The organism is Streptomyces sp. NPDC026062 (assembly GCF_055568375.1).
Window position 1 is genome coordinate 130,950 of record NZ_JBVHOQ010000010.1, and the last position, 17,065, is coordinate 148,014.

15 protein-coding genes and 1 tRNA gene are annotated in these 17,065 nt (G+C 70.2%); 3 read left to right on the top strand and 13 right to left on the bottom strand.

Features of this window, described 5'->3' with window-relative positions:
• Positions 1–41: 41 nt before the first annotated feature.
• The 13 genes from ACZ4LX_RS11805 to ACZ4LX_RS11865 form a co-directional block, all read right to left on the bottom strand.
• Entirely contained in the window at positions 42–683 is a 642-nt protein-coding gene (locus ACZ4LX_RS11805; RefSeq protein ID WP_467642752.1) for an arsenate reductase/protein-tyrosine-phosphatase family protein, read from the bottom strand.
• Complete coding sequence (locus ACZ4LX_RS11810; RefSeq protein ID WP_467642750.1) at positions 680–1,327, bottom strand: L-threonylcarbamoyladenylate synthase; 648 nt, start codon at positions 1,325–1,327, stop codon at positions 680–682. Before ACZ4LX_RS11810 ends, ACZ4LX_RS11805 begins: the two co-directional genes overlap by 4 nt.
• A gap of 55 nt (positions 1,328–1,382) precedes the next feature.
• Positions 1,383–2,228: a peptide chain release factor N(5)-glutamine methyltransferase gene (gene prmC / locus ACZ4LX_RS11815; protein WP_326738782.1), complete on the bottom strand. Its 846-nt coding sequence runs from the start codon at positions 2,226–2,228 to the stop codon at positions 1,383–1,385.
• A gap of 50 nt (positions 2,229–2,278) precedes the next feature.
• Entirely contained in the window at positions 2,279–3,355 is a 1,077-nt protein-coding gene (gene prfA, locus ACZ4LX_RS11820) for a peptide chain release factor 1 (protein ID WP_467642748.1), read from the bottom strand.
• 150 nt (positions 3,356–3,505) lie between these two features.
• A complete protein-coding gene (rpmE, locus tag ACZ4LX_RS11825) occupies positions 3,506–3,730 on the bottom strand; it encodes a 50S ribosomal protein L31 (RefSeq protein ID WP_356318854.1) in 225 nt (74 codons plus the stop codon).
• Between the two features lie 162 nt (positions 3,731–3,892).
• Positions 3,893–4,993 carry an LCP family protein gene (locus ACZ4LX_RS11830; RefSeq protein WP_467642746.1) on the bottom strand — a complete coding sequence of 367 codons (1,101 nt, stop codon included), beginning with the start codon at positions 4,991–4,993 and terminating at the stop codon, positions 3,893–3,895.
• A 383-nt stretch (positions 4,994–5,376) separates the two neighbouring features.
• Entirely contained in the window at positions 5,377–7,413 is a 2,037-nt protein-coding gene (gene rho, locus ACZ4LX_RS11835; RefSeq protein ID WP_467642744.1) for a transcription termination factor Rho, read from the bottom strand.
• A 374-nt stretch (positions 7,414–7,787) separates the two neighbouring features.
• A complete protein-coding gene (thrB, locus tag ACZ4LX_RS11840; protein ID WP_467642742.1) occupies positions 7,788–8,705 on the bottom strand; it encodes a homoserine kinase in 918 nt (305 codons plus the stop codon).
• Between the two features lie 453 nt (positions 8,706–9,158).
• The gene (gene thrC / locus ACZ4LX_RS11845) at positions 9,159–10,229 is read right to left on the bottom strand and encodes a threonine synthase (RefSeq protein ID WP_467642740.1); all 1,071 of its coding nucleotides are present in this window, start codon (positions 10,227–10,229) and stop codon (positions 9,159–9,161) included.
• Positions 10,230–10,235: 6 nt separating this feature from the next.
• Positions 10,236–11,567, bottom strand: coding sequence for a homoserine dehydrogenase (locus tag ACZ4LX_RS11850; RefSeq protein ID WP_467642738.1), 1,332 nt, complete (start codon positions 11,565–11,567; stop codon positions 10,236–10,238).
• A 123-nt stretch (positions 11,568–11,690) separates the two neighbouring features.
• Entirely contained in the window at positions 11,691–13,082 is a 1,392-nt protein-coding gene (gene lysA / locus ACZ4LX_RS11855) for a diaminopimelate decarboxylase (RefSeq protein ID WP_467642736.1), read from the bottom strand.
• Positions 13,083–13,108: 26 nt separating this feature from the next.
• Positions 13,109–14,230 carry an ArgS-related anticodon-binding protein NrtL gene (gene nrtL, locus ACZ4LX_RS11860; protein ID WP_467642734.1) on the bottom strand — a complete coding sequence of 374 codons (1,122 nt, stop codon included), beginning with the start codon at positions 14,228–14,230 and terminating at the stop codon, positions 13,109–13,111.
• Between the two features lie 55 nt (positions 14,231–14,285).
• A complete protein-coding gene (locus ACZ4LX_RS11865; protein WP_467642732.1) occupies positions 14,286–14,720 on the bottom strand; it encodes a response regulator in 435 nt (144 codons plus the stop codon).
• 205 nt (positions 14,721–14,925) lie between these two features.
• Between ACZ4LX_RS11865 and ACZ4LX_RS11870 the strand changes: the two genes are divergently transcribed.
• The 3 genes from ACZ4LX_RS11870 (at position 14,926) to ACZ4LX_RS11880 (ending at position 16,985) form a co-directional block, all read left to right on the top strand.
• Positions 14,926–14,997: transfer RNA gene (locus ACZ4LX_RS11870), tRNA-Arg, on the top strand.
• Positions 14,998–15,230: 233 nt separating this feature from the next.
• Positions 15,231–15,800, top strand: a complete 570-nt coding sequence (locus ACZ4LX_RS11875) for a GNAT family N-acetyltransferase (RefSeq protein ID WP_467642730.1) — start codon at positions 15,231–15,233, stop codon at positions 15,798–15,800.
• Positions 15,801–16,604: 804 nt separating this feature from the next.
• A complete protein-coding gene (locus ACZ4LX_RS11880; protein ID WP_467642728.1) occupies positions 16,605–16,985 on the top strand; it encodes a hypothetical protein in 381 nt (126 codons plus the stop codon).
• Positions 16,986–17,065 lie beyond the last annotated feature (80 nt).

The following is a 17,065-nucleotide window of genomic DNA, read 5'->3' on the forward strand; positions in this document are numbered from 1 at the left end:
CGAGGGAGGCCCGGGTGTCGGCGGGCCGGGGCGTCAGCCGGTCAGTGCGGGGCCGATACGCCTGTCAGTGCGGTCACGACCGGGTCCAGGGCCTGGTTGATCTCGTCGCCGATGGACCGGAAGAACGTGATGGGAGCGCCGTACGGGTCGTAGACCTCGTCGGCGTCGGCGGTCGGGGCCAGCAGCCAGCCGCGCAGTGCCGCGGCGGCGCGGACCAGGGCGCGGGCGCGCTCGACCACGCCCTCGTCACTCGCGTCGGGCAGCGTGGCGGGGTCTATCGCCCGGACCAGCCGGGTGAACTCCTTGAGCGTGAAGGTGCGCAGTCCGGCCGAGTGACCCATCGAGATCACCTGGGCCCGGTGGTCGCGGGTGGCGGTGAGCACCAGGTCGGCCCGGATCACATGCTCGTCGAGCAGTTCGCGGCCCACGAATCCGGTCGCGTCGGCGCCGAAGTCGGCGAGGACCACCTCGGCGTTGGCCTCCATCGGGGCGCCCTCGTGTCCCCAGGTGCCCGCGCTCTCCACGATCAGCCCGCCCAGGAACGGGTCGCCCAGGCGGTCCACGAGGGCATGCCGCGTCAGCCGCTCGGTGATCGGTGAGCGGCAGACGTTGCCGGTGCTGACGTGGAGGATGCGGAAGGTGTCGGTCTGCCCCGCTATGCCACGCCCCTCAGGGGCGGTCAATTGGCCACCTCGAGGTCGGGTACCACCTTGCGCAGCTCCTCCGCGGAGAGCGCGCCGGCGCGCAGCAGGACCGGCACCTTGCCGGTGACGTCGACGATCGAGGACGGGACGATGCCCGGGGTCGGGCCGCCGTCGAGGTAGACGGAGACGGAGTCCCCGAGCATCTCCTGGGCGGCGTCGCAGTCCTCGGGCGAGGGGTGTCCGGTGAGGTTGGCGCTGGAGACGGCCATCGGGCCGACCTCCGTGAGCAGCTCGATGGCGACCGGGTGCAGCGGCATCCGGATGGCGACCGTGCCGCGGGTGTCGCCGAGGTCCCACTGGAGCGACGGCTGGTGCTTGGCGATGATCGTCAGCGCGCCGGGCCAGAAGGCGTCGACGAGTTCCCAGGCCTGCTCGGAGAAGTCGGTGACCAGGCCGTGCAGGGTGTTCGGCGAGCCGATGAGGACCGGGGAGGGCATGTTGCGGCCGCGGCCCTTGGCTTCCAGGAGGTCGCCGACGCTCTCGGAACTGAAGGCGTCCGCACCGATCCCGTACACGGTGTCGGTGGGCAGCACGACCAGTTCGCCGCGGCGGACGGCGGACGCGGCCTCGCGCAGCCCCGTCGTGCGGTCCGTCGCGTCGTTGCAGTCGTATCGCCGTGCCATCAGCCGGCCTCCTCAAGCGTGTACGGGTAGGGCTGGTACGGGTCGTTCCCGCCGGTCACGGCATGGCCTTGCGGGCCGTGGCGAACCGGGGACGCCTGTTGAGGTCGGGGTGGTCGGCCGCGTCGGCCCAGCCCCGCTCCTCGGTGAAGATCCACGGCACCTGGCCGCCCTGGGTGTCCGCGTGCTCGATGACGACGAGGCCGCCGGGGCGCAGCAGACGGTGGGCGGTGCGCTCGATGCCCCGGATGGTGTCGAGGCCGTCCTCGCCGGAGAAGAGTGCCATCTCCGGGTCGTGGTCACGGGCCTCGGGAGCGACGTACTCCCATTCGGTGAGCGGGATGTACGGCGGGTTGGAGATGACCAGGTCGACCTGGCCGTCGAGCTCGGGAAGGGCCGTCAGGGCGTCGCCGCGGTGCACGGTGACCCTGGACTCCTCGGCGTTCTTCCGGGTCCATTTGAGGGCGTCCTCGGACAGCTCCACGGCGTGCACGCGCGAGCGCGGCACCTCCTGGGCCATGGCGAGGGCGATGGCGCCCGATCCCGTGCAGAGATCGACGATCAGCGGCTCGACGACATCCATCGCGCGGACCGCGTCTATCGCCCAGCCGACGACCGATTCGGTCTCCGGCCGGGGCACGAAGACGCCGGGTCCGACCTGGAGTTCCAGATAGCGGAAGAAGGCGCGGCCGGTGATGTGCTGGAGCGGTTCGCGGGCCTCGCGCCGGGCGATGGTCTCCCAGTAGCGGGCGTCGAAGTCGGTGTCCGGCACGTTGTGCAGCTCGCCCCGCTTGACGCCGTGCACGAACGCGGCGAGTTCCTCCGCGTCGAATCGCGGTGAAGGGACACCGGCGTCGGCCAGCCGCTGGGTGGCCTGGGCCACCTCGGCGAGCAGCAGGTTCATCGCGGTTCTCCGTACGGGTTACGAGCGGGGCGGGGCGGTGGGGATCGGGCCTACGCGGCAGCGAGCTTGGCCGCGGAGTCGGCGTCGACGCAGGCCTGGATGACAGCGTCCAGATCCCCGTCGAGCACCTGGTCCAAGTTGTACGCCTTGAAGCCGACGCGGTGGTCCGAGATCCGGTTTTCCGGGAAGTTGTACGTACGGATCTTCTCGGATCGGTCAACCGTTCGCACCTGGCTGCGGCGTACGTCGGACGCTTCCTGCTCGGCGGCTTCCTGGGCCGCGGCGAGAAGCCTCGACCGCAGGATACGCATGGCCTGCTCCTTGTTCTGGAGCTGGCTCTTCTCGTTCTGGCAGGAGGCGACGACACCGGTGGGCAGATGCGTGATGCGGACCGCGGAGTCGGTGGTGTTGACGGACTGGCCGCCGGGGCCGGAGGAGCGGTAGACGTCGATACGGAGATCGTTGGCGTGGATCTCGACGTCGACCTCCTCGGCCTCGGGCGTGACGAGCACACCGGCGGCCGAGGTGTGGATGCGGCCCTGGGACTCGGTGGAGGGCACGCGCTGCACACGGTGCACGCCGCCCTCGTACTTCATCCGGGCCCAGACACCCTGGCCGGGCTCGGTGGCCCCGTTGCCGCCCTTGGTCTTCACGGCGACCTGGACGTCCTTGTAGCCGCCGAGCTCGGACTCGGTGGAGTCGATGATCTCGGTCTTCCAGCCGACGCGCTCGGCGTAGCGGAGGTACATGCGGAGCAGATCGCCGGCGAACAGGGCGGACTCGTCGCCGCCCGCGCCCGCCTTGATCTCCAGGAGCACGTCCTTGTCGTCACTGGGGTCACGGGGCACGAGCAGGAGGCGGAGCTTCTCGGTGAGCTCCTCGCGCTCCTTCTCCAGGTCCTTGACCTCGGCGGCGAAGTCGGGGTCGTCGGCGGCGAGCTCGCGGGCGGTCTCGATGTCGTCGCCGGTCTGCTTCCAGGAGCGGTACGTGGCGACGATCGGGGTCAGCTCGGCGTAGCGCTTGTTGAGCTTGCGCGCGTTGGCCTGGTCGGCGTGGACCGACGGGTCCGCGAGCTTCTTCTCTAGATCGGACTGCTCGCCGATCAGTTCCTCGACCGCCTCGAACATCTTCGGGCTCCTGGTTTCTACGCTCATTCATGCCTGCCGGCCGGCGGATGCCTGCCGGGCGGGATACGGGGTTGCCGTCGTCCCGGCCGGAAAAAAACGCCGGTCCCGGCGCCCCCGGAAGAGGGCGCCAAGGACCGGCGCAGTGGCTCGCTACTTGCTGGCGGAGCCGGCGGCCTTGCCGAAGCGGGCCTCGAAGCGGGCCACGCGGCCACCGGTGTCGAGGATCTTCTGCTTGCCCGTGTAGAACGGGTGGCACTCGGAGCAGACGTCGGCACGGATGGTGCCGCTGTCCAGGGTGGACCGGGTGGTGAACGACGCGCCACAGGTGCAGCTGACCTGCGTCTCGACGTACTCGGGGTGAATGTCGCGCTTCAAGGGTTTCTCCTAGGTTCGGGAGGGCGCCGGGTCGTACGCGCGGATTGCGCGTCCGTGAACCGGGGCCGACGTACCAGTCTGCCAGGACCGGCCGTATCTCCCAAAACGGGGGTCGGCCCCCCACTATTCCCGGCGGCCCGGATCACGGCCGCGGAAAGTCCTTCACCGCACGATCTGCCCGGCGTCGCCCTTGTCGCCCGCCGACTTCTCGGTGGCGGAGGCGGGGATCAGCCGGTCGTGGAGGAGCGCCGTCCACACCTGGCGGCCGGCCTCCTCCTGCGGGATCACGCGGTTCGGGTCGGCCGGGTCGTACTCGACGGGCAGGGTCACCATGTGGACGTCGTCCGAGCCGAGCCCCTTGAGTCCGCTCGCGAAGCTCGCGAGTGCGGTGACCGAGCCGAGGTCGGAGTCGGTGGTGATGGCCTTGGTCGCGGTGTCCGCGATGCCGTACAGCTTGGTGCCGTCGAGGACGCCCACGCTCCCGGCCTGCTTCATCAGCGCCTTGATGAAGGCCTGCTGGAGCTGGATGCGGCCGAGGTCGCTGCCGTCGCCGACGCTCTTGCGGGTACGGACGAGGCCGAGGGACTGCTCGCCGTTCAGGGTGTGGGTGCCGGGTCCGAGGTTCAGATGGCTCTTGGAGTCGTTGATCGCCTGCGTGGTGGTGATCTCGACCCCGCCGAGCTTGTCGACCAGTTTCTTGAACCCGGTGAAGTCGACCTCGATGTAGTGGTCCATGCGGATCCCGGACATCGACTCGACGGTCTTGACCGCGCAGGCCGGTCCGCCGACCTCGTACGCCGTGTTGAACATCGCGCGCTCCTGCCCCACGACGGGCTGTCCGCTCTCGTCACCGGTGCATTCGGGGCGGGTGACGAGGGTGTCGCGCGGGATGGAGACGACGCTCGCCGTCCTGTGGCCCTTGTTGACGTGCACGACCATCGCGGTGTCCGAGCGGGCGCCGCCCTGGTCCTCGCCGTACTGGGCGTTCGCACCGGAACGTGAGTCGGAGCCGAGCACGAGGATGTCCTCGGAGCCGTTGTCGACGTTCTCGGGGCGGTCCTTGCCCAGCGCGTTGTTGATGTCGACGGCCTTGAGATTGCCGTTGAGGTGGAAGTACGCGTAGCCGAGCCCCGATCCGCCGAGGACGACGAGACCGGCCAGGCTCCACGCGGCCACGACGGTCACCCTGCGGCGGCGGGACGGCTTCCTCCGGCGCTTGCCGGTGGCCCGTATTCGGCTACTGCTCCCGCTCCGGTCACTCATCCGTCTCCTCGTGCTCCTCGGCCCGTCCCGGCTACCCCCTGCAACGGTGTGCGGGTCTGTATGCCGCTTTGTCGCCCATGGCGGCACTCACGGTGTCGCTCCTGGTCACGACGCGGCGGCGACAAGAAGGGTTGCACAGGGTCCTGTGGCCTCCGGGTGGGCCCGGTGGCGGTCCGTGGAGGGCGGGAACAACCGGTGATCCGGCGCTCACCTGCGGTTTCTTGCCCACTACAGGCAATGCCGCGCCCCTGCCCCGGCCGGAGGCCGTGTGGCGAAGGTCTCGGGGGGCGCGAAGGAGCACGGCGGCCGGGCAACGGCGCAGGGCCGCCCCCGGCACCGAAGTGCCGGGGGCGGCCCTGTGTTACTGCCAAAAGGGGCGCGGCCTAGTCGTTGTTGCCCGGGGCCGGCGTCGTCTTCTGGATCTGGAGCAGGAACTCCGCGTTGGACTGGGTCTTCTTCATCCGGTCCAGGAGGAGCTCGATCGCCTGCTGCTGGTCGAGGGCGTGGAGCACCCGGCGCAGCTTCCAGGTGATCGCCAACTCGTCGCTGCCGAGCAGGATTTCTTCCTTGCGGGTGCTGGACGCGTCGACGTCCACCGCCGGGAAGATGCGCTTGTCGGAGAGCTTGCGGTCGAGCTTGAGCTCCATGTTGCCGGTGCCCTTGAACTCCTCGAAGATCACCTCGTCCATGCGCGAGCCGGTCTCGACGAGCGCGGTGGCCAGGATGGTCAGCGAACCGCCGTCCTCGATGTTGCGCGCCGCACCGAAGAAGCGCTTCGGCGGGTAGAGCGCGGTCGAGTCGACACCACCGGACAGGATGCGTCCGGAGGCCGGGGCCGCGAGGTTGTACGCGCGTCCCAGACGGGTGATCGAGTCCAGCAGGACGACCACGTCGTGACCCAGCTCGACGAGACGCTTGGCGCGCTCGATGGCCAGCTCGGCGACGGTGGTGTGGTCCTCGGCGGGACGGTCGAAGGTCGAGGAGATGACCTCGCCCTTCACCGACCGCTGCATGTCGGTGACCTCTTCCGGACGCTCGTCGACCAGGACGACCATCAGGTGGCACTCGGGGCTGTTGACCGTGATCGCGTTGGCGATCGCCTGGAGGATCATGGTCTTACCGGTCTTCGGCGGGGCCACGATCAGGCCTCGCTGGCCCTTGCCGATGGGGGCGACCAGGTCGATGATCCGCGTCGTCAGGACGTTGGAGTCGGTCTCCAGACGGAGCCGGTCCTGCGGGTAGAGCGGCGTCAGCTTCTGGAACTCCGGTCGGCCGCGGCCGGTTTCGGGCGCCATGCCGTTGACCGAGTCGAGACGGACGAGCGCGTTGAACTTCTCTCGGCGCTCGCCGTCCTTGGGCTGGCGCACGGCGCCGGTGACGTGGTCGCCCTTGCGCAGGCCGTTCTTGCGGACCTGGGCGAGCGAGACATACACGTCGTTCGGGCCCGGCAGGTAGCCGGAGGTCCGGATGAACGCGTAGTTGTCGAGGATGTCCAGGATGCCCGCGACGGGGATGAGGACGTCGTCGTCGGTGACCGGCGGCGCGTCGCTCGCGAAGTCGTCGCGGCCACGACGGCCGCGGCGGTCGCGGTAGCGGCCCCGGCGGCCACGACGGCCGCCCTCGTCGTCGAAGTCGTCCTGCGGTCCGCCGCCCTGCTGGCCCTGGTTCTGCCCCTGGCCGCCCTGGCCGCCGCCGCCCTGACGCTGACGCTGGCCGCCCTGGCCACCGCCCTGCTCGTCGCCCTTGCCGCGACGGTCGCGCTGACGCTCACGGCGCTCACCCCGGTCGCCGCGCTGGCCCCGGTCCTGGCGGTCGCCCCGACGGCCCTCGGCGTTGTCCGCGGCGGCTTCGGCCTTGGACTCCGAACGGTCCTCGGCAGGAGCCTCGTGCTTCGGCTCGTCCTGCGTGCGTTCCTTGGCCTGCGTCTTGGTGTCCGGCTTGCTGTCCGGGCTGCCCGCCTGCGCGGTCGCACGGCGCCGGCGACGCTCGCCCGTGGGCTGGTCGTCGCTGGCCGGCTGGCCGGGGATGTCGATCTGCTGCTGGGCCGCGGCCTTCTCGGCGGGCGCGGCGGCCGGGGTCTCGTCCCCGGCGCCGGTGCGCGCCTTGGAGGTGGCCCGGCGCTTCGGCTTGGCCTCCGCCTCCGCGGCGGGGGCCGAGGCGGCCTTGGCCTTGGGCGCGGAGGAGCCGCCGGCCTGGGTCTCCTTGATGACCTCGATCAGCTGGCTCTTGCGCATCCGCGCAGTGCCCTTGATACCGAGGCCGGACGCGACCTGCTGCAGCTCGGCCAGGACCATGCCGTCAAGGCCGGTGCCGGAGCGGCGGCGCCGTGCGGTGGTGCCAGTGGCAGCACCTTCGGCAGGCGCGGCGCTGTCGACGTTCTTGTCGGCAGTCACGCCCATCAGATCGGTGGTGTCGCTCACGAAGGGTCCTTCCCTGGAGCGGACGTCGGCCTTCTGGCTCGGCGACCGGTTGTGCTGTCCGACTGCGGTCTTCGGTGCGGACCGTGCCGGGGCGGTGGTCCGCCGGGTAGGTACGGCGGAGAAATGAATGTGTGCATGGGTCCGGCGCGAGCATCCCCCTGCTCGGCCCACTCCTGGACCAGCGAGGGGTGTCGTGCCGGTTCCGGAGCGTGCTCGAAACTGCTCAGGCAGTTGGGGAGGCTCCCGGAAGAAAAGGTGGTCCCGGAAAGGGACACGAAGCAACGCGCCACATAGACGTCGATTGCAGACTTGAGGTTAACACTACCGGCTCCAACAAACATTCCCCCTCTCACTCACCGGCAATCACTTCTCGGCTAAGGAGCGAGCGGAAGCACGCTCGCGCCCTGGGCGTCGAGAGCGAGCCGGTTGGCCGCCCATCCCTCGCCCGCCAGCCGTGCGACCTTGTCGGCCGCACCGTCCTCCGCCAGTGCCAGTACGGTCGGCCCGGCACCGGAGATCACCGCGGGCACACCGTCGGCCCGCAGCCGGTTGACGAGTTCCACGCTCTCGGGCATCGCCGGTGCGCGGTACTCCTGGTGGAGCCGGTCCTCGGTGGCCGTCAGCAGCAGCTCGGGGCGCCTGGTCAGGGCCTCGACGAGCAGCGCGGCACGGCCGGCGTTGAAGGCGGCGTCGACGTGCGGGACGGTCCGGGGAAGCAGTCCGCGGGCGGTCTCGGTGAGCACCGGCTTGCCGGGAACGAAAACCACCGGAACGATGGAATCAGCGGGATCCATCCTGATGGCGCGCGCCGATCCCCCATCCATCCACGCGAGCGTGAAGCCACCCAGCAGACAGGCCGCGACGTTGTCCGGATGTCCCTCGATCTCGGTGGCGAGTTCCAGCAGGGCCGCGTCGTCGAGGCGGGCGTCACCGCCGGTCGTCACGGCTCGGGCGGCGACGATTCCGGCGCAGATGGCGGCGGACGAGGAGCCGAGGCCCCGGCCGTGCGGGATGCGGTTGGCACAGACGATCTCCAGCCCGCGGGGCTGTCCGCCGAGCAGGTCGAAGGCCGTGCGCAGGGAGCGTACGAGCAGGTGCTTCTCGTCGCGGGGCAGCGTGTCGGCGCCCTCACCCGCGATGTCGATGTGCAGCCCGGAGTCGGCGACCCGGACGACCACGTCGTCGTAAAGGCCCAGCGACAGGCCGAGGGCGTCGAAACCCGGGCCCAGGTTGGCGCTGGTCGCGGGGACGCGCACCCGGACGGCGGCGGCTCGGAAGGCGGGACCGGCCATCGCTCTGACGACTCTCCTTGTGAGGCGGCGGGGAAATGCGAGGAGCTGCGGGCCATTTCAGGACTCTTCGCGGCTCTTCGGTTCTGCTCTGTACGGCTCTTCGGGTTCTGCGGGGATTCTCGGGTTATGCGGTTCTGTGGGGATTCTTCGGAGCGAATGCGGCGGCGGGTGTGGCCTGACCCGTAAATGAACCGACGGCCGCAACGGCCCGGGCACCCCGGCTTATGCGGCGGGGCGCGTTGGGTACACCTTATCGAAGGAAGGTTCTGTCGCGACATAGGGCGCACAGGAGGCGCACGATGCGTGTCGCCCGTCTCCGATGCGCTCTCCGCCCCGAAAAGGGGCGTTTGCGCTGGCTTTCTGACGAAGCGTCGCACCGGGCCGCCGCCGCCGCGGCCGCACCCGGGGCCGGTGGTCCGGCGCCGGGGCGCGGCCGCACCGCGGCGGGTGTCGCTACGCGAGGCCCAGCTTCTCGGCGGCGGCGGCCGCGTCGACCGGGACGGTGACCGGCTGGGGGGCGCCGGCGACGGCCCAGTCCGGGTCCTTGAGGCCGTTGCCGGTGACCGTGCAGACGATCTTCTGGCCGGGGTCGACCTTGCCCTCCTCGGCGGCCTTGAGCAGACCGGCGACGGAAGCGGCCGACGCCGGCTCCACGAAGACGCCCTCCTGCGAGGCCAACAGGCGGTAGGCCGACAGGATCTGGCGGTCCGTCACCTCGTCAATGAAGCCGCCCGACTCGTCCCGTGCGGCCAGCGCGTACTGCCAGGAGGCCGGGTTGCCGATCCGGATGGCGGTGGCGATGGTCGACGGGTCCTTGACGATCTCGCCGCGCACGATGGGCGCGGAACCGGAGGCCTGGAAGCCCCACATCCGCGGCTTGTGCGTGGACACGCCGTCCCCGGCGTACTCCGTGTACCCCTTCCAGTACGCGGTGATGTTGCCCGCGTTGCCGACCGGCAGGACGTGGATGTCCGGGGCGTCGCCGAGCGCGTCGACGATCTCGAAGGCGGCGGTCTTCTGGCCCTCGATACGCACCGGGTTGACCGAATTGACCAGCGCGACGGGATAGTTGTCCGAAAGTGAACGGGCCAGCGTCAGGCAGTCGTCGAAGTTTCCGTCGACCTGGAGGATCTTGGCGCCGTGCACGAGGGCCTGGCCCATCTTGCCGAGCGCGATCTTGCCCTGCGGTACGAGGACGGCGCAGACCATGCCCGCGCGGACCGCGTACGCGGCGGCGGAGGCAGAGGTGTTGCCGGTGGAGGCGCAGATGACGGCCTGCGCGCCCTCCTCCTTGGCCCGGGTGATGGCCATGGTCATGCCCCGGTCCTTGAAGGAACCGGTCGGGTTGGCGCCCTCGACCTTGAGGTGCACCTCGCAGCCCGTGCGCTCGGAGAGGACCTGAGCGGGAACGAGCGGCGTGCCGCCCTCACGGAGCGTGACGACGGGTGTCGTGCTCGTGACCGGAAGGCGGTCCCGGTACTCCTCGATGATGCCGCGCCACTGGTGGGTGCCCTTGGTGGTCATGGGTCCTTACTCCCCTTCAACACGCATGATGCTGGCGACACCGCGCACGGTGTCGAGCTTGCGCAGCGCCTCGACGGTCCCGGAGAGGGCGGCGTCGGGCGCGCGGTGGGTGACGACGACGAGGGAGGCCTCGCCGCCGCCCGGTTCGAGGCCGGCTTCGTCGCCGCTGCTCGAATTCCGGCTCTGCTGGCGGACCGTGTCGATCGATACGCCCTGCTCGGCGAAGACCGTCGCCACCTGGGCGAGCACGCCCGGCTTGTCGGCCACGTCGAGACTGATGTGGTACCGCGTGACGACGTCGCCCATGGGGCTCACCGGCAGACGCGTGTACGCGGACTCCCCGGGCCCGGGGGCCTCGTTGAGCTTGTTGCGGCAGACCGCGACGAGGTCGCCGAGGACCGCGGAGGCGGTCGGTGCGCCACCTGCGCCGGGGCCGTAGAACATCAGCTGCCCGGCGGCCTCGGCCTCGATGAACACCGCGTTGTACGCCTCGCGGACGGAGGCGAGCGGGTGGGTGAGCGGGATCATCGCGGGGTGCACGCGGGCGGTGACGGACTGCCCGTCGGCGGCGCGCTCGCAGATGGCGAGGAGTTTGACGGTGCAGCCCATGCGGCGGGCCGAGGCGATGTCGGCGGCGGTGACCTCGGTGATGCCCTCGCGGTGCACGTCGCCGATCCGCACCCGGGTGTGGAAGGCGATCCCGGCGAGGATCGCGGCCTTCGCGGCGGCGTCGAAGCCCTCGACGTCGGCGGTGGGGTCGGCCTCGGCGTATCCGAGGGCGGTGGCCTCGTCGAGCGCCTCGGAGTATCCGGCGCCGCTGGTGTCCATCTTGTCGAGGATGAAGTTCGTGGTGCCGTTGACGATGCCGAGGACCCGGTTGACCTTGTCACCGGCCAGGGACTCGCGCAGCGGCCGGACGAGCGGGATGGCACCGGCCACGGCGGCCTCGTAGTAGAGGTCCCGGCCGTGCTGCTCGGCGGTGGCGTGCAGGGCCGCGCCGTCCTCGGCGAGCAGCGCCTTGTTGGCGGAGACGACGCTCGCGCCGTGCTCGAAGGCGGTGGTGATGAGCGTGCGGGCGGGCTCGATGCCCCCGATGACCTCGATCACGACGTCGATGTCGCCCCGTTTGACGAGGGCGGTCGCGTCGGTGGTGATCAGTGCGGGGTCGATGCCCTCGCGCACCTTGGAGGGCCGGCGCACGGCGACACCGGCGAGCTCCACCGGTGCGCCGATGCGCGCGGCGAGGTCGTCGGCGTGCGTCGTCATGATGCGCGCCACCTCTGAGCCGACCACTCCACAGCCCAGCAGCGCCACCTTCAGCGGACGCGTACGCATCATCCGACCTCGTTTCCTTTACATCTGATGTGTGAACCAGTCTCACTCACCGGACGGGGGTTTCCGCCACCCGTCCGGATCCTGAGATGTTTGGCAGGTTCCCGGGCGTCGCCCGGGAATAAAGCGTCAGCCGACGTCGAGACGCAGAAGATCTTCCTCCGTTTCACGCCGGACGATGACGCGGGCCCGACCGTCGCGCACGGCGACGACGGGCGGGCGCAGCGCGTGGTTGTAGTTGCTCGCCATGGAGCGGCAGTAGGCGCCGGTGGCCGGCACGGCGATCAGGTCGCCGGGGGCCAGGTCGGACGGCAGGAACGCGTCCTTGACCACGATGTCGCCGCTCTCGCAGTGCTTGCCGACGACGCGGACGAGCATGGGGTCGGCGTCGGAGGTGCGCGAGACGAGCGCGACGCTGTACTCGGCGTCGTACAGCGCGGTGCGGATGTTGTCCGACATGCCGCCGTCGACGCTGACGTACGTACGCAGCCCCTCAAGGGGCTTGATGGTGCCGACCTCGTACAGCGTGAAGGCCGTGGGTCCGACGATGGCGCGGCCGGGCTCGACGGAGATCCGGGGGGTGGCGAGACCGTTGGCCTCGCACTCACGGGTCACGATGTCGCCGAGCGCCTTTGCGATCTCGTGGGGTTCGCGCGGGTCGTCCTCGGAGGTGTACGCGATGCCGAGGCCGCCGCCGAGGTCGATCTCGGGCAGTTCGACGCCGTGCTCGTCGCGCACCTCGGCCAGCAGCTGCACCACGCGCCGGGCGGAGACCTCGAAGCCGGCCATGTCGAAGATCTGCGAGCCGATGTGGGAGTGGATGCCGATGAGTTCGAGCCCGTCGAGGGTGAGCGCCCGGCGGACGGCCTCGGCGGCCTGCCCGTCGGCCAGCGCGATGCCGAACTTCTGGTCCTCGTGCGCGGTGGCGATGAACTCGTGGGTGTGCGCTTCGACGCCGACGGTCACCCGAATCTGTACGGGCTGGCGCTTGCCGAGCCGCTGCGCGACGTGGGCGACGCGGACGATCTCCGGGAAGGAGTCGAGCACGATGCGGCCGACACCCGCCGAGACGGCCCGCTCGATCTCGTCGACGGTCTTGTTGTTGCCGTGGAAGGCGATGCGCTCGGCGGGCATCCCGGCGTCCAGGGCGGTGGTCAGTTCGCCGCCGGAGCAGACGTCCAGGTTGAGCCCTTCCTCCTTCAGCCAGCGCACGACCGCGCGGGAGAGGAAGGCCTTGCCGGCGTAGAAGACGTCGGCGCCGGGGCCGAACGCCTCGGACCAGGCACGGCAGCGGGCCCGGAAGTCGGACTCGTCGAGGAAGTAGGCCGGGGTGCCGAACTCCTCGGCCAGCCGGGCGACTCCGATCCCGCCGACGGTCAGGGCACCGTGCTCGTCACGGGTGACGGTGCGGGCCCAGACCTTCTCGTCGAGAACGTTGAGGTCCTCGGCGGGGGCGGAGTAGTGGCCCTCCGTCATGACGTCGGCGTGACGGGGCCCGGCGGGGTGTGCGGATCGGCTCATCGTGTTGCTCTGCTCTCTCGGGTCTCTCAGAGGTACGTGGGTGCGCTGATGCCGAGCAGGGACAGGCCACCGGCCAGCACCGTCCCGGCGGCCTCGGCGAGGGCCAGCCGGGAGCGGTGGGCGGCCGAGGGTTTCTCGTCCCCGACAGGAAGGGGTGAGGCGGCGTCGTGGAAGTCGAGGAAGGCGTGCGCGACCGCTTCGAGGTGCCGGGCGAGCCGGTCGGGGGCGCGGTGGCGCGCGGCGGCGGCGAGCACGGCGGGGTGGTCGGCGAGGAGTGCGAGGAGCGCGAGCGCCTCGGGGCCCTCGGTGTCCGGACCGGGGGCGCCGGTGAAGCCGAGGAGCGCGGCACCGCGGGTCAGTGCGTGGACGCGGGCGTGGGCGTGGCGGACCAGGAAGAGCGCGTTGCCCTCGCCCTGGACGAGGAGATCGGCGCCGAGGGGGGCACGGTCGTGGCCGGCGGGCCGCAGCAGCCCCCAGCGGGTGGCGTCGGGCCCGAGCCGGTCGAGCAGTTCGCCGACTGTGGCACCTGCGGGGACGGGGCGTATCTCCGTCGAGGGCGTGCCGGCCGGCCCCGGTGCACCGGACAGCCCTTGGACACCGGTCGGCCCTTGTACACCGGCCGGCCCTTGTACATCGGACGGTACGCCCAGCAGCGCCCAGTCCGGGTCGGGTACCGCGTCGCAGCTGATGCGGACGGGCGCACCCTGCGAGCGCGCCAGCCTGCCCACCGCGTCGGCGGTGACGGCGGCCCGGACCTCACGGGGGTGGCCGAATTGCAGCGGTGTCCCGGCGAGGGCGTCCCCGTGCCCGTAGCGCGGCCCTTGCTCCCGTACCTGGCCCACAAGTGCGCCGTGCGCGTCGGCGGTGGCGTCGAGCGTGAAGTTCAGGAATCCGGGCCCGGTGATCTCGACCCGTCCGATTCCGGGCGCACCGGCCATCCGCGCCCGCAAGATCTCGGCCACTTCCCGCGCGGTCAGCGCGGCGGGTCCGGCCAGCTGGAGGGCGACGGCGCTGGCGTAGTCGCCGCGTCCGCCGGGCCGCGTCCGCTCCACCCGCACGCGCGCGGGCACGGGCGCGCGCAGGACGTGCTCGTCCACGGCGCGGCGCACGGCGTGCAGCACGGTCGCGGAGAGATCGGCGGGGGTCACGGGACAAGCGTAGGGGAGGAAGGGGGGCCTTTCGCGACCGTGTTTCGCCATCCGGTCAGCCGGTGGCACTCTCCGCCCGCCCGGCCCCCTGCCTGCCGTCGAGCACCGGCGGCCGGCCGCGTTCCATCAACTGCCGTACGACTCGCACCAGCTCGCTCGGCTCGAAGGGCTTGGCGAGAAAGGCGTCGACGCCTGCCGCGACACCGTTGTCCACCTCGTACGGCGTGCAGGCGCTGATGATCGCCACGGGCAGATGCCGGGTGCGCGGATCGGCACGCAGTCTGGTGGCCGTCTGCAGACCGTCCAGCCGGGGCATCACGACATCGAGTGTGATCACGTCGGGGCTGACCCGATGCACCAGATCCAGACACTCGACACCATCGGCCGCGGTCACGACCTCGAAGCCCTCCAGCTCGAGATTGACCCTGATCAAATGCCGGATGACCTTGTTGTCGTCGACAACAAGCACGCGGCCGCACGCGCCAGACACCCTTTGAGAGTAGGCGGGGCGGAGGAGCTGCGTCCGGGTTTTGCCCACTTCCGTCCCCGGACGGGTGGCACGAGGGGTGGCCGGAAGTGCGTGCGGGGCTCGGGGCGGGGCTGTCGCCACCCCGGCGAGGCGCGGAAATACCTGTTCACGGGCACCCGGTGGAAGCTGGTAGTGTTTCACCCGTCGCAGAGCAACACAGCGACACGCCCCCGTAGCTCAGGGGATAGAGCATCGGCCTCCGGAGCCGGGTGCGCAGGTTCGAATCCTGCCGGGGGCACTTCACAGGAAGTGCCGAAAAGACCTTCTGACCAGTGGAGACACTGAGCAGGAGGTCTTTTTCATGCCCTCCGGAGGTTACGCGGCCGGCGGCCGGGCGGTCAGCGGCCGGGGGCGCGCCGCCGCGACCCGCGCACGCGTGACATCCGTCCGGTCCTCCCGGTTCCCCACGGCGCGGCATGTGGAGGCGGTGGCCGTGCCGGAGCCGGTAAGGAGTGCTGGTTAACTGCGGGCATGACGAGACCTGTGTTCCGGATTCGCGAGAGCACGTCCGGGGATTTCGAAACCATCATGGACGTGGAGACCCGCTCCTTCGGCTACGACAAGGAGGCCAGGCTGGTGGCAGACCTCCTGGCCGACCCGACCGCTTCCCCGGTGGTGTCCCTTCTGGCCTTCGACGGGGAGGAGCCGGTCGGGCACATCCTGTTCACGCGGGCGCGTCTCGACGGACTCGACGACCAGCCGATGACCCATGTCCTGGCGCCGTTGGCCGTCACGCCGGAGTACCAGCGCCGGGGTGTGGGCGGGCAGTTGATCGCCGCAGGAATCCGGGAGCTGAAGGAGCGGGGTTCGCACCTGGTCTTCGTCCTCGGACACAAGGAGTACTACCCGAGGCACGGCTTCCGCCCCGATGCCGGTGCGCAGGGCTATCCGGCTCCGTATCCCCTTCCGGACGACGTTGCCGACTGCTGGATGGTCCAGCCTGTCAGCGACCGGGGGTTCGGGATCGGCCGGGGGAAGGTCCGCTGCTGCGACGAGCTCAACAAGCCCCAGCACTGGCGTGACGACGAGGCGGACCGCTGAGCGGGCCCCACTCCCGGGGCCCGGTCGGCCGGGCGGGCCGGCGAGAGCCACAAGGCGTCGCACACGATCCAAGGCCGCATTATCCCGCTGCGCGAACGGCCGAATCAGCACATCGGCCACACCCGAGCAGGGCACATCGGCCAGATCCTGTTACGAGCCCTACGGAATGAACTGTTCCCGTTCTTGCCTGGCCCGACATCCCGGGAAAACCTGGCGCAACAGCGTCACTTCATCCGAACCTCTTCACTTGCGACCGGCCGGGCCGACGAGTCCGTGATGTCTCGCGAGTAAATCAATCCACACGCACTCATTCCGCACATTCCGAGACGGCCCCGCCCTCCCCTTTCTCCTCCATGGCGCCCGCAGCACACAATTGCGCAGCCGTTCAGGTGCCCGAAAGGGGATGCCAGCAGGGGCTGCACACCTGGTCCAACCGGTCCCGGGGCCCAGAGACGCCCCACCGCAAGGGTTACCAAGGACCTCGCAGCCCATTCGGTTATCCGGAACAACTTATTCCTGCCTCATGCACCGATCTGGCATCCGGACCATCTCTGACGTAATAGCACCACTTCACCTGGACCCCTTTACTTTCGATCGACCCGATGATTGAGTCCGCGATGGCGTGATCGCATGCATGCATGCATGCATGCATGGATATTGCGCCGATTCGGAAGATATTCCATTTCTCGACTCCCTTTCTCGGCATCCCGTGGTGAAGCTGTCCGGCTGCCCGAAAGGTACTGGCGGCAGGGAGCAGGAATACACCTGCGCCCATCCCGCCTCATCAGGTCCGAAAGGCTGGAAATGTTCAAGAAGACGTTCACCCGCACACTGCTGGCGGGAGCCGGGGCGGCCACCCTGGTGCTGGGTATGTCCGGTACCGCCAGCGCCGCGGACTCCTATCTCTGGTGGAGCATCCCGGACGACGCCGCTCGCGGATACATGCAGCACATAGACGACGGCGACACCTTCAAGATCTGCGACACCCTCGCCGACGGATACGGCATGAGGGGCATCCTTGAGGAGTACACCGGCGGGAAGTGGGTCGAGAGGGGCCACGAGGACGACGGCGGCGACGCCGGCTGCGACACCTTCCCGTACAACATCCTGACCGGCCACACGTACCGGATGATCCTCTGGTGGAACGCCGACCCCGCAGGCGTCGTGAAGTCGGTATCCGAGTAGGACCCGACGGCCGGAGGCCACCGTTCCGGCCGGGCGCCGCCCACCCGCCGCGGCGCCGCCCGGCCCCGGTGCCTCCGAGC